The sequence below is a fragment of the Agromyces sp. MMS24-K17 genome, from assembly GCF_043950245.1.
Lineage (GTDB): Bacteria > Actinomycetota > Actinomycetes > Actinomycetales > Microbacteriaceae > Agromyces.
On sequence record NZ_CP171640.1, the window covers coordinates 2,462,382 to 2,474,916 of the forward strand.

The following is a 12,535-nucleotide window of genomic DNA, read 5'->3' on the forward strand; positions in this document are numbered from 1 at the left end:
TTCCGCGGCCGTGGAGGGTGCGGCTGCTAGGCTCGATCGACCGAGCACGAGTGAGGACCATTTGCCCGAAGACCCCCGGGAGGCGACCCCGTCGACCTCCACCGGCGTCTCCTACGTCATGCCGGTGCTGAACGACGCGTCGCACGTGCGGGCCGCCGTCGAGTCCATCCTCGAGCAGCGCTACGACGGCCCCGTCGAAGCGCTCATCGCCCTCGGCCCGTCGATCGACGGCACCGCCGAACTGGTCGCCGACCTCGCGGAGCGCGACGAGCGCGTGCGGGTGCTCGACAACGAGATCGGCTCGACGCCCGCCGGGCTGAACCTCGGCATCCGGGCCGCGCAGTACCCGGTCGTGGTGCGCGTCGACTCGCACTCCGTGCTCCAGCCCGACTACACGTCGATCGCCGTGGAGACGCTCGCGCGCACCGGCGCCGACAACGTCGGCGGCATCATGGATGCGCACGGCGAGACCCCGTTCGAGCAGGCCGTCGCCGTGGCGTACACGACGAAGGTCGGCCTCGGCGGCTCGGCGTTCCACGTCGGCGGCCAGGAGGGCCCGGCCGACACGGTCTACCTCGGCGTCTTCCGGAAGGACGCGCTCGAGCGCGTCGGCCTCTTCGACGAGACCATCAAGCGCGGGCAGGACTGGGAGCTCAACCGCCGCCTCCGCGAGACCGGCGGCGTCGTGTGGTTCACGCCCCGCCTGTCGGTCACCTACCGTCCGCGGTCGAGCCTCGAACGGCTCGCGCGGCAGATGTTCTCGACCGGCCTCTGGCGGGGCGAGCTCGCCCGCCGGTTCCCGGCGTCGAACGGCGTGCGGTACTTCATCCCGCCGCTGATGGTGCTCGGCGTCGTGCTCGGCACGATCCTCGGCGTGATCGGCATCGTCACCGCGGTCCTGGGCGGGCCGGCCTGGCCGCTCCTCGGCTTCGTCGTCCCGGCCGTGTACCTCCTCTTCGTGGTCGTGTCGGCGCTCGTGTACGCCCTGGGGAGGGGCATCCGCACGGCGCTCTGGTTTCTCGTAGTGTTGCCGTGCATCCACGTCACGTGGGGCGTCGGCTTCGTGCTCGGCGTCCTCGCGCTGACCGGCAACATCGCACGGCACACGGGGAGGTGAGCGTGACCGACCAGACCGCGCCCGTGACGGCGAAGCCGTCGAGCATCGCCGAGTTGAAGGCCGTCACCCAGCCGCCGGAGGTGCGCGGCCGCCGCAACGCCGAGCACTGGACGGCGTCGCTGTACCTCCGCCGCCTCTCGCCGTACCTCACGTGGCTGCTGCTGCACACGCGCATCAGCGCGAACGGCGTGACCGGGCTCATGATCCTCGTGGGCTGGTCGACGGCTGCCGCGCTGCTCATCCCGGGCATCTGGGGGGCGCTGCTGGCGGTCGTGCTCGGCCAGCTGCAGATGCTCGTCGACTGCTGCGACGGCGAGGTCGCGCGCTGGCGTCGCACGTCGTCGCCGGCGGGCGTGTTCCTCGACAAGGTCGGGCACTACACGACCGAGGCGCTCATCCCGATCGCGCTCGGCATCCGCGCGGCCGCGTACCCGCTGGAGTTCCCGGCCGACTTCCTGTGGACGACGCTCGGCACGCTCCTCGCCCTCGTGATCGTGCTGAACAAGGCGCTGAACGACATGGTGCACGTGGCCCGCGCGAACGCCGGGCTCGCGAAGCTGGCCGACACGCACGGCGAGAGCGCCCCCCGCGGCGGGCTCGTGGCGAAGCTGCGTCGGGCGGCCCGGTTCGTGCCGTTCCACCGGCTCTACCACTCGGTCGAGCTCACCCTCATCGCGTTCGCGGCGGCCGTGGTCGGCCTGTTCGCCGGCCAGCCGACGGTCGACCGATTCGTCGTCGCGGTGCTCGTGCCGCTCGCGATCCTCGCGCTGGTCGGCCACTTCGTCGCGATCATGGCGTCGCGCCGCGTGCGTTCCTGAGGTCGCCATGACGGATGCCCCGCTGACGGATGCCTCGGCCTCGCGGCGCCCCCGCGTCGGCGTCGTCGTGCTCACGATGGGCCGCCGTCCCGACGACCTCCTCCGGGGCATCCGCAGCGTGCTCGCCCAGCGCGACGTCGACGTCGACGTCGCCGTCGTGGGGAACGGCTGGGATCCCGCGACCGCCGAGCCGCCGCTGCCCGCGGGCGTGACCACGGTTGCCCTGCCCGAGAACCTCGGCATCCCGGCCGGGCGCAACCGAGGCGTGCCGGCGGTCACGGGCGACGTGCTGTTCTTCCTCGACGACGACGCGTTCCTGCCCGACCCTGACTTCCTCGCCCGCGGCTGTCGCATGCTGGCCGATCGGCCCGAGCTCGGGCTCATCCAGCCGAGGGTCGTCGACCCGACGGGGGAGACGTCGCCCCGCCGGTGGATCCCGCGGATCCGCAAGGGCGACCCGGGCGACTCGTCGCCGGTGTTCTCCTGCTGGGAGGGCGCCGTGCTCATGCCGCGCGACGTGTTCGAGCGCATCGGCGGCTGGGGCGACCCCTACTTCTACGCGCACGAGGGCATCGAGCTCGCCTGGCGCGTCTGGGACGCCGGCCGGGTCGCCTGGTACGCCGGCGACCTCGAGGCGGGGCATCCGGTGATCGATCCGGCCCGGCACGCGTACTACTACCGCCTGAACGCCCGGAACCGGGTGTGGCTCGCGAAGCGCAACCTGCCCGCGGTGCTCGCGCCGCTGTACGTGGGGTCGTGGACGGCGATCCAGGTGCTGCGCTGGGCGCGGCAGCCCGCGGCGCTGCGCGCCTGGTTCGGCGGCTGGGCGGCCGGCTGGCGCGAGGACCCGGGCGGCCGGCGTCGGATGCGCTGGCGTACGGTCTGGCGGATGACCCGCGCCGGGCGCCCGCCCGTCATCTGACCTGCCCCGGTGGTCGAGCCTGTCGAAACCACCGGACCCGTAACGATCGGCTCTCGGTCCGACGCCCCGCCCCCGGTCCCGGCATCCTCCCGGCGGCCCATCGCTACCCTTGACAAGTGGCATTGAGGAACGACGCGCGGCGCGCGGTGAAGCTGGCGCGGGACATCCTTCGGAACCGGAAGGCGCAGCGCACGGTCCGCGCTCGCATCGCCGAGCTGCCGCCGCTCGAACCGCACAAGTACCGCATCGGCGTCTACTTCGCCGACGGCAAGGTCAACCTCTACCAGCTGCGCCAGTGGTACAAGCCGCTCGCCGAGCTCGCCGAGACCCACCCCGTGCTGATCCTCAGCCGCGCCTCGGGCGCGGCGATCTCACTGTTCGACGAGTCGCCCCTGCCGGTCGCGTACGTGCGGCGGGTCGCCGACCTCGAGCGGGTCATCCACGAGCAGGACCTCCACGTCGTGTTCTACGTGAACCAGAACGCGAAGAACTTCCAGATGATGCGGTACGGCCGGCGCTGGCACGTGTTCATCAACCACGGCGAGTCCGACAAGATGTACATGACCACGAATCAGTTCAAGGCGTACGACTACGCCCTGATCGCGGGCGATGCGGCCCGCAACCGCCTCGAGAAGGTGCTCTGGGACTACGACTTCGACAAGCGGGCCATCCCGATCGGGCGGCCGCAGGCCGACCACTACTCGGGCACGCTGCCGTACACGCCCGACGAGCGCGAGGTCGTGCTCTACGCGCCGACGTGGGAGGGCGACCGCGGCGCCGCGGCGTACGGGTCGATCGCCTCGCACGGCGTCGCGCTCGTGCAGGCGCTGCTCGAGACCGGCCGGCACCGCGTCGTGTACCGTCCGCACCCGCGCTCGGGCGTGGTCGACCACGAGTACGGCGCCGCGAACCGGGCGATCATCGCCGCGATCGCGGCGGCGAACGCGGCCGACCCGACCGCGCAGCACGTCTACGACGACGGCCCCGACCTCGGCTGGCAGCTGGCGGCGGCGGATGTCGCGATCGTCGACATCTCGGCCATGGTCTACGACCGGCTCGCGGCGGGCAGGCCGCTGCTCATCACGAAGCCGGTGCACCCCGACGCCGCCATCGACACCGGCGGCTACCTCTCGGCGTGCGAGTGGCTCGACGCCGGCGCGGGCGACGCGATGCTCGCCCGGGTCGACGAGGTCGCGCACGACGCCGAGGCGCTCGAGCGGCTCGGGTACTGGGTGGAGCGGTACTTCGGCGACACGACGCCGGGCGTGACGACGCAGCGGTTCCATGCCGCGGTCGATCACCTGATGGCCGAGTGGCAGCGGTTCGCCGACCTGCACGCCGACGACGAGGAGATCGACGACCACGACGTCGAGGCCGAGGCGAACGAGGAGAGCGACGAGGCGCTCGACTGACGTCGGGCCGACGTCGGTCAGCCGCGCCGCGGCGGGTCCGTCGGGTCCGTCCGCTCCGTCGGGTCGGTGGGACCGGCCCCCGGGTCGACGACCGAGGCATCCGTGCCTGACACGGCATCCGCTCCGCCCGCGGCATCCGTTTCGTCTGGGGCATCCGGGGCGCCGCGTCGCGCCGCGCCCAGCGCTCGGAGCCGTCGGGCCGGCGCGGTGACCGCGCGCCCGACCACCGAGCCCGCGCGCACGAGTCCGCGCCCGGTGGCGCCCGCCGCCCCGGCGATCATGCCGCCGCCCTCCCGCGGCTCCAGGTCGAGCGGCACCGTCGCCGGCGGCGGCCCGAACGCGAGCCGTGACTGCGTGAGCACCCGCCGGCCGAGCACGTGGTTGCCGACGCCGCCGATCGCGGCACCGATGCCGAACGGCAGCGCCTTGCCGATGAAGCTGCCGCCGCCGCGCACCGCGAACTGCTTCACGAACGTGCGGCGCAGGCTGTCGGCGACGGTGCCGACGACGGCCTTCGGCAGCGTGTTGGTGATCAGCTCGCCCCAGTAGACGTTGCGGGCGACGCCCGCCCCGGTCGCCTGCGAGGCGAACTGCCGCACGAGGTCGCTGCCCTCCTGCCCGAGCATGAGCGTCATCACGAGCGCGCGGGCGCGGTCGGGGTTCTCGACGGGGATGCCGTGCACCTCGGCGGTTGACTGGGCGAACAGCGCGGTCGCCTCGAGGAACCCGGCGGTCTCGACGCCGGAGAGCGCGAGCGTCACGCCGGTCGTGATGCCCGGGATGACGGCGGTCGCGCCGACCGCGGCGCCGCCCGTGGTGACGGCCGCGAGGTAGCGCTTCTCGAGGATGCGCACGAGGTCCTCGGGGGTCGCGGCCGGGTATCGGCGACGGATACCCCGCAGGTGCGCGAGCACCACGGGGCGCTGGATCGCCAGCACCCGGTCGATCGTGCGCTCCAGCCCGTAGGCGCGGCCGTCGTCGAACGCGGCCCCGCCGGGAGCCTGCCCGGGCTGGGGACCGCCCTCGGCGGTCGGCGACTCGCTCGGGGCATCCGACCCCATCGAGGTGATCCGGTGGACTCGATCGGCCATGCGGTGATCCTAGGCGGGGGAACCGGGCGGATGCTGCGGGTTGACGGCACCCGGTCCGGGCTGCGACCGTCGCCGGTGCCGACGCGCTTCGGAACGATCGTGCCGAACGACGGCTCCCCGGGGGCCTCCACGCGCGAGGGGGATCGCATCGGCACGATCGTGCCGGTGGCGAGGGTTCGCCCCGTTCACCCGAACTCGTCGCGACGTCGCCCGATGAGGCGGGCGAGCTTCGCCGCCGTGCGCGGGGGAAACGGCAGCGCGCCGCCCTCGAGCCGCGCGGCGAGCCCCGCCGTGGCATCGATCGCCCACCGCGCCGCTCGCGCGACCGAAGCTTCGGGGAGCCCCAGGCGGGCACCCGCCGACGCGAAGCCCGCTCGCGTCAGCACGTCGCGCCCCGCGACCTCCAGCGCCAAGGTGGCATCGCCGTACGGGAACGTCGACGGCAGGTCGTAGGCGGGCGCGAGCCGCCACTCCCCGCCGGAGGTCTGCGCGATCGACAGGTTCTTCGCGTGCTGGTCGCCGTTGCCGGTGAGCCAGGCGAACGCGAGCTGCCGGAGGAGGTCCCGTGCGGCGATCGCCCGCCCGGGCGTGTGCGCCAGCAGCGCCGCGGCCGCCTCCTCGAACGACACGGTGTACTTGTCGGCCGGCCATATGCCGAGCACCTGCGCGGCATCCTCGACGGCGAGCGGTATCGGCGCATCGGCGGTGCCGGGCACCCGATCGAACCTCGTGACCAGGAGTCCCGGAACGCCGTCCCGGTCGCGGACGATCCCCGCGGCGACGGCCGGCAGCCGGGCGGCGCGGGCGGCCCCGAGGAAGAAGGCCTTGTTCTCCACGAGGTGCGGGTACTCGGGTGGGTCGAGCTTCAAGATGAAGCGCTCGCCGCGGCGACGCACCGGCAGGCTGATCACCCGCGCCGACGTCTTCTCCTGCACGCCTGCGAGTGCAGGCAGCGCCACGAGGCCGCCGTCGGCGAGCACGTCGGCGAACGAGATCTCGGAGAAGTCGCGGTCGACCGTCAGGCCGCTGGCATCGGATGCCCCGGGAGTGGACGCCTCGCGCGCGCCGCCGTCGTCGGCGCCGTCGTCGGCGCCACCATCGGCGGCGTCCTCGGCCACGACGTGCACGTCGCCGATCGTGTCGCCGCCGACCGCGACGAGCAGGCCGAACTCGTCGTCGGCGGAGGTCTTCACGCGCCGCCGCAGCGTGCTGAGGCGCCGGCCCTCGGGCAGCAGGCCCGCGAAGAACGGCGGGACGGCGCCGGAGGCGGTGCGCACCGGGGTGTCGGTCAGCGGGAGCGTCGTTGCGACCGGGCGGTTGGCGGGATCGGCGAGATAGTCGGCGCGATAGGCGAACTCGACGCCCTCGCGCGTGCGCGTCAGCGTCGCGGCGGGGCGGTCGCCCTTCACGACGGTGGCTCGACGCTCGATCACCACGTGGGCGTCACCTCGATGTCGACGCCGAGTGCGAGCGCCACGGCGGCCACGTGATCGAAGCGGGCGGTCGGCTTGCCGCGCTCGAGCGCTCCGATGAACCGGGTGGAGACGCCGGCGAGTTCGGCGAGCTCCTCCTGCGTCGCGCCGAGTTCCTTGCGCCGCGCTCGCAGCGCTCGGCCGACACGCAGGGCGGAGGCCTCGGGGGACCTCGCCAGGGCGTCATCGGTGTTCGCCATCGGGCCCTCCAAATCGGCGCGATCGTGCTGATTGACGGCCATGCTAGCGCACCTTGGCGCGCGAAGCACGCACAATCGGAGCGATCGTGCCGGTTCGGCCGAGGTCAGTGCGTGCCGTAGTCGGCGTTGTACCGGTCGAGGACCTCGTCGATCGGGCCGTCGATCACGAGCGCGCCCCTGTCGAGGTAGAGACCGCGGGTGCAGAAGCGCCGGAGGTCGCGCTCGTTGTGCGACACGAAGAACAGGGTACGACCGCCCGCGAGCAGCTCATCGATGCGGGCGTAGCACTTCTCGCGGAACGCCTTGTCGCCGACGGCGAGCACCTCGTCGACGAGCAGGATCGGCTCCTCGAGCTGCGAGATGACGGCGAACGCGATGCGCACCTTCATGCCGCTCGACAGGTGCTTGTACGGGGTGTCGACGAAGTCGGCGATCTCGGCGAAGTCGATGATCTCGTCGAAGCGGCCGTCGATCTGCGCCTTCGACATGCCGTGGAGGCCCGCGGTCAGGTAGACGTTGTCGCGCACGGTGAGGTCGTCGACGAACCCGCCGGTGATCTCGATGAGCGGGGCGACCCCGCCCGTGATCTCGACGGTGCCCTCATCGGCGACCATGACGCCGGCGACGAGCTTCAGCAGGGTCGACTTGCCCTGGCCGTTCCGCCCGACGACGCCGATCGCCTCGCCCTGGCGCACCTCGACGGTGACGTCGCGGAGCGCCCAGAACTCGCCGGGTCGGGTACGGCGCTTGCGTCCCGCCAGCAGGTCCTTGAAGGAACGGCGACCGCGGCGGTTGCGACGGAACCGGATGCCGAGCCCGTCCACGCGGATCGCGATGCCGGAGGTCGTCGACGCGTCGGATGCCACGCTCATCAGATCTCCTTCAGCACCTGGCGCTCCGACCGGCGGAAGACCCACAGGCCGATGGCGAGCAGCACGAGCGACATGACGGCCGACATCCCGATGTCGAACCAGTTCAGCTCGCGCGGGAAGAAGCCCGCGCGGTAGAGGCTGAACACGCCGCTGAGCGGGTTGAACGCCGCCCAGAACTGGAAGCCCTCGGGCAGGTCGGCGGTGCCGTAGATGACGGGCGACGCGTAGAAGAGGAAGCGCAGTACGAGCTTCACGGCCCGCTCGAGGTCGCGGAAGAAGACGACCAGCGGTGCGACGATGAGGCAGACCCCGGCCGTCAGCACGGCCTGGATCACGATGCCGAGGGGGAAGAGCACCAGCGCCCACGACACCTGCGCCCCGAACACGATCGCGAAGAGCGCGAGCACGGGCAGCGAGAGCAGGAACTCGATGCCCTTCGAGAGCACGATGCGGTTCACCCAGATGGTGCGCGGGATCATCGTCGACCGCACGAGCTTCGCGTCCTTCAGGAAGGCGCGGGTCGAGTCGGACACGGCGCCGTTGAACCACATCCACGGCAGCAGCGCCGACAGCAGGAAGACGATGTACGGCACCTGGCCGACCGACCGGTCGAACACCTGGGTGAAGACGAACCAGTAGATCCCGGCCATGACGAGCGGGTCGAGCACCGACCAGACGTAGCCCAGCGCCGAGGTCGAATACCGCACCTTCAGGTCGCGCGTGGTGAGCAGCCAGAGCGAGTGCCGGTAGCGTCCCCACCGCGTCCGCTGCAGCGGATGCGTCTCGGCGTAGCTCGTCACGCTCTCATCGTAGGCTGCACGGACACCCACCTCCGCAACGCGACTCAGCGCAGCGCCCCGAGCGATCGGGCGGCGGCGACGGCCGCGGTGCGCGACGTGACGCCGAGCTTCGCGAACACGTGCACGAGGTGCGACTTGACCGTGGCATCCGTGATGTGGAGGCGTGCCGCGACCTGCGCGTTCGACGCGCCGTCGGCGACGAGGGCGAGCACCTCGATCTCGCGGGCCGACAGGCTGACGCGCGGGGCCCGCATGCGGGCCATGATGCGTCCCGCGATCGCGGGCGCGAGCGCGCTCTCCCCGACGGCGGCGGCGCGCACCGCCGCGACGAGCTCGGCCGGCGGGGCGTCCTTCAGCAGGTAGCCGCTCGCGCCGGCCTCGATCGCGCCGAGGATGTCGCCGTCGGTGTCGTAGTTGGTGAGGACGAGCACGTACGGCGCCGCCTCGGTCGAGCGGATGCGTCGGGCCGCGTCGGCACCGCCGGGGCCGTCGGTGAACTGGAGGTCCAGGAGTACCAGCTCGGGCGCGAGCGTCGCGGCCAGGGACACGGCCTCGTCGGCGGTGGCGGCCTCGCCGACGACGACGAGGCCGTCCTCGCCGTCGAGGAGGGCGCGGATGCCTGCGCGCACGACGGGGTGGTCGTCGGCGATGAGGATGCGGATCATGCGCGGCTCCCGTCGATCGTGACGGTCAGCGTGGTGCCGTGGCCGGGCGCCGAGTCGACGCGCAGGTCGCCGCCGAGCTCGGCCGTGCGCTCGGCGATCGCGCGGAGGCCGAAGGAGTCGGATCCCGTGCGGTCGGCGAGCGCCGGGCCCGGGTCGAACCCGACGCCGTCGTCGGTGATGCCGAGGGTCGCCCGGTCGCCGTCGACGTCGAGGCGGATCCCGGCGCGGGTCGCCCGCGCGTGCTGCACGACGTTCGCCACCGCGCCCTGGGCGATGCGCAGGAGGGCCGACTGCACGGGCATCGGCAGGTCGACCGCATCGGGCGCGTCGACCTCGACCTCGAGCCCCGCGACCGCGGGTCCCGCCCCGCCCAGCCGGCGCAGCGCCGCGCCCAGCCCGTCCTCGAGCGACGGCGGCGCCCATTCGCGGATGAAGCGGCGCGTGTCGGCGAGCCCCTCGGCCGCCGTCGCCCGCGCGAGGCGCACGTGCTCGATGCCGGGCCGTTCGCCGTCGGCCCGCTCGGCCGCGTGCAGGAGCATCTGGATGCTCGACAGGCCCTGCGCGACGGTGTCGTGGATCTCCCGCGCGAGGCGGGCGCGCTCGGCGAGCCGGCCCTGCTCGCGCTCGGTCGCGGCGAGGCGGTCGCGGGTCGCGACGAGCTCGGCCAGCATCGCCTCGCGCTCCGCCGCCTCGCGGGCGAGTGCCCGGTAGCCCAGCCCGATGAGCAGCGCCACCGCGGCGCCGACGAACGGACCGACGACGCCGCCGACCGTGAAGCCGCCGTGCAGTCCGAGGGCGACGACCGCGACGACGGTCGCCGCGAGCACCGCGATCGGCCCCCAGGCACGCGGCAGCACGTGGAGGTAGAGGAAGAAGAGCGGGAAGACGAGGTACGCCGCGTCGGGTACGCCGGCGACGAGGGCGATCCAGATGGCCGTCAGCGCGGCGATCCACCCTGCCGCGGCGAGCGACCGTGCGGTCGACGGCACCCGCCGGATCCAGGCGCCGAGGCCGTAGACGACGGCGAAGGCGACGCAGAGCACGAGCCCAGCCGGCGTGCCCGGCGCGTCGGTGACGAGGAGGCGCACGACGACGAGGCCGAGCATCGCGGCGACGAGGAGGTGGAGCCCGGTACGGAGGCCGACGAAGACCGGGGTGAGCGTGGAGTGGGGCATGACCCGACCAGCGTACGAAGCCAACCTGATCGCGAGCATCATCCGAAAGTTCGATCGGAGGTTCCATCGTGCCCACGATGGCATCGCGGCCGCATGCGACGAGCGTGGGATGCGGGCGCGGAATCGCTCCGGCCCGGAAAGGACCTCCGTGTTCGTCGCCTTGCGGGAGCTGCGCTTCGCCCGCGGCCGCTTCCTCCTCATCGGCACCGTCGTCGCCCTCATCACCGTGCTCGTCGGCTTCCTCGCCGGACTCACCGGCGGCCTCGCCGCGCAGAACGTGTCGGCGGTGCTCGCCCTGCCCGGCGACCGGCTCGTGCTCGAACAGCCGGCCGACGGCTCGGCGGGCTTCGCCGAGTCCCGCCTCGACGACGGACAGGTCACGGCCTGGCGCGACGCGGCCGGCGTCGACGCCGTCGTGCCGGTCGGCATCGCCCAGGCCCGCGCGGAGGTCGGCGGCTCCACGACCGGGGTCGCCCTGTTCGGCCTCCCGGCCGGTGCCGCTCCGACCACGCTGACCCGGCTCGCGCCGTCGTCCGACGACGGCGTGGGACTCTCGGCGGGGGCCGCGAGCGAGCTCGGCGTCGACGTCGGCGACGAGGTCACCGTGCTCGGCACCGCCTATCGCGTGGAGGCCGTCGGCGGCGACGCCTGGTACAGCCACACCCCGGCGGTCGCGATGACCCCCGACGCCTGGGCCGACGCCGACCGTCGCGCGGGCGGCGACGGCGAGCCGACGGTGCTCGCCGTGACGGGGCATCCCGACTGGGACGCCGTCGGTGCCGCGAGCGGCACGACCGCGTCGACCCCGCTCGCGTCGCTCGCCGCACTCGAGACGTTCCGCTCCGAGATCGGGTCCCTCGGGCTCATGGTCGCGATGCTGTTCGGCATCTCGGCGCTCGTGGTGGGCGCGTTCTTCACCGTCTGGACGATGCAGCGGGCGAACGACATCGCGGTCCTCAAGGCGCTCGGCGCCTCCACGCGCACGCTCGTGGCCGATTCGCTCGGGCAGGCGCTCATCGTGCTCGTCGCGGGCATCGGCGCCGGGATGCTCGTCGTCGTCGCCCTCGGCACGCTCGCCCAGGGTGCCCTCCCCTTCCTCCTCGACCCCCTGACCACCGTGGTCCCGGCGATCGCGATGACCGTGCTGGGCCTCGCCGGCGCGGCGGTCGCCCTTCGCACCGTGACCGCCGCCGACCCCCTCACCGCACTCGGGAGCAACCGATGATCACCCTCGACGACGTCACCCTCACCTTCCCCGACGGCGCCTCCCGCGTGACCGCCGTCGACCGCGTCTCGCTCACCGCGCACCCGGGCGTCGTGACCGGCATCACCGGGCCGTCCGGTTCCGGCAAGTCGAGCATCCTCGCCGTCGCCGCGGCGCTCATCCGGCCCGACTCCGGCCGGGTCGTCATCGACGGCCACCTCGCCTCGTCCCTCTCCCGCGACCGGGCGACCGAACTCCGCCGGCGCAGCATCGGGATCGTGTTCCAGCAGTCGAACCTGCTGCCGGCGCTCACCGCCCGCGAGCAGTTGCAGGTCGTCGGCGAGCTCGGGGAGCGGGGCGCCGCGAGGCGAGGCGGGCCATCCGCGATCGCGTCGACGGCCTCCTCGACGCCGTCGGGCTGTCGGACCATGCCGACAAGCGACCGGCGCAGCTCTCGGGCGGCCAGCGCCAGCGCGTCGCGATCGCCCGCGCCCTCGTGCACGACCCGCGGGTGCTCCTCGTCGACGAGCCGACGAGCGCGCTCGACCAGGAGCGGGGGGCCGCGATCATGGGGCTCATCGCCGACCTCACCCACGAGCGGCGCACGGCGACGCTGCTGGTCACGCACGACCTCGTGCACCGGCCCTCGCTCGACGAGCTGGTCACCGTCGTCGACGGTCGGATCACCGCGCGCGAGGCGGCACGCTGACCTTCGGGCCCGGCCGCCTGCGGGTGGCCGGGCTTCCGGCGGGGCGTCCGAGCGGCGGTAGATTTGGACGGGGTCGCG

Annotated in this window: 12 protein-coding genes and 1 pseudogene; 6 read left to right on the forward strand and 7 right to left on the reverse strand. The window is 73.3% G+C overall.

Annotation, left to right across the window (positions count from 1 at the left end):
- Positions 1 to 118: 118 nt before the first annotated feature.
- The 4 genes from ACGGZK_RS11180 to ACGGZK_RS11195 all read left to right on the forward strand — a co-directional run bounded on the left by ACGGZK_RS11180 (position 119) and on the right by ACGGZK_RS11195 (position 4,269).
- Positions 119 to 1,117 carry a glycosyltransferase family 2 protein gene (locus ACGGZK_RS11180; protein ID WP_395246071.1) on the forward strand — a complete coding sequence of 333 codons (999 nt, stop codon included), beginning with the start codon at positions 119 to 121 and terminating at the stop codon, positions 1,115 to 1,117.
- A 2-nt stretch (positions 1,118 to 1,119) separates the two neighbouring features.
- Positions 1,120 to 1,935, forward strand: coding sequence for a CDP-alcohol phosphatidyltransferase family protein (locus tag ACGGZK_RS11185; RefSeq protein WP_395242737.1), 816 nt, complete (start codon positions 1,120 to 1,122; stop codon positions 1,933 to 1,935).
- A gap of 7 nt (positions 1,936 to 1,942) precedes the next feature.
- Entirely contained in the window at positions 1,943 to 2,857 is a 915-nt protein-coding gene (locus tag ACGGZK_RS11190) for a glycosyltransferase family 2 protein (RefSeq protein WP_395242738.1), read from the forward strand.
- Positions 2,858 to 2,973: 116 nt separating this feature from the next.
- Entirely contained in the window at positions 2,974 to 4,269 is a 1,296-nt protein-coding gene (locus ACGGZK_RS11195; RefSeq protein ID WP_395242739.1) for a CDP-glycerol glycerophosphotransferase family protein, read from the forward strand.
- Between the two features lie 17 nt (positions 4,270 to 4,286).
- Here the strand turns inward: ACGGZK_RS11195 and ACGGZK_RS11200 are convergent, their stop codons facing one another.
- The 7 genes from ACGGZK_RS11200 to ACGGZK_RS11230 all read right to left on the reverse strand — a co-directional run bounded on the left by ACGGZK_RS11200 (position 4,287) and on the right by ACGGZK_RS11230 (position 10,544).
- The gene (locus ACGGZK_RS11200; protein ID WP_395242740.1) at positions 4,287 to 5,360 is read right to left on the reverse strand and encodes a hypothetical protein; all 1,074 of its coding nucleotides are present in this window, start codon (positions 5,358 to 5,360) and stop codon (positions 4,287 to 4,289) included.
- A gap of 185 nt (positions 5,361 to 5,545) precedes the next feature.
- Entirely contained in the window at positions 5,546 to 6,796 is a 1,251-nt protein-coding gene (locus ACGGZK_RS11205; protein WP_395242741.1) for a type II toxin-antitoxin system HipA family toxin, read from the reverse strand.
- The gene (locus ACGGZK_RS11210) at positions 6,790 to 7,032 is read right to left on the reverse strand and encodes a helix-turn-helix domain-containing protein (protein ID WP_395242742.1); all 243 of its coding nucleotides are present in this window, start codon (positions 7,030 to 7,032) and stop codon (positions 6,790 to 6,792) included. The genes ACGGZK_RS11205 and ACGGZK_RS11210 overlap by 7 nt, the downstream gene beginning before the upstream one ends.
- A gap of 104 nt (positions 7,033 to 7,136) precedes the next feature.
- Positions 7,137 to 7,904 carry an ABC transporter ATP-binding protein gene (locus ACGGZK_RS11215; protein ID WP_395242743.1) on the reverse strand — a complete coding sequence of 256 codons (768 nt, stop codon included), beginning with the start codon at positions 7,902 to 7,904 and terminating at the stop codon, positions 7,137 to 7,139.
- Entirely contained in the window at positions 7,904 to 8,704 is an 801-nt protein-coding gene (locus ACGGZK_RS11220; protein WP_395242744.1) for an ABC transporter permease, read from the reverse strand. The genes ACGGZK_RS11215 and ACGGZK_RS11220 overlap by 1 nt, the downstream gene beginning before the upstream one ends.
- Positions 8,705 to 8,748: 44 nt before the next feature.
- The gene (locus ACGGZK_RS11225) at positions 8,749 to 9,369 is read right to left on the reverse strand and encodes a response regulator (RefSeq protein ID WP_395242745.1); all 621 of its coding nucleotides are present in this window, start codon (positions 9,367 to 9,369) and stop codon (positions 8,749 to 8,751) included.
- Positions 9,366 to 10,544: a sensor histidine kinase gene (locus ACGGZK_RS11230; protein WP_395242746.1), complete on the reverse strand. Its 1,179-nt coding sequence runs from the start codon at positions 10,542 to 10,544 to the stop codon at positions 9,366 to 9,368. Before ACGGZK_RS11230 ends, ACGGZK_RS11225 begins: the two co-directional genes overlap by 4 nt.
- A 148-nt stretch (positions 10,545 to 10,692) precedes the next feature.
- Here ACGGZK_RS11230 and ACGGZK_RS11235 point away from each other — a divergent pair, with 148 nt between their 5' ends.
- The gene (locus ACGGZK_RS11235; protein WP_395242747.1) at positions 10,693 to 11,769 is read left to right on the forward strand and encodes an ABC transporter permease; all 1,077 of its coding nucleotides are present in this window, start codon (positions 10,693 to 10,695) and stop codon (positions 11,767 to 11,769) included.
- Positions 11,766 to 12,457 (forward strand): annotated as a pseudogene (locus ACGGZK_RS11240) (ABC transporter ATP-binding protein). The gene ACGGZK_RS11235 and the pseudogene ACGGZK_RS11240 overlap by 4 nt, the downstream one beginning before the upstream one ends.
- The last annotated feature ends 78 nt before the right edge of the window (positions 12,458 to 12,535 follow it).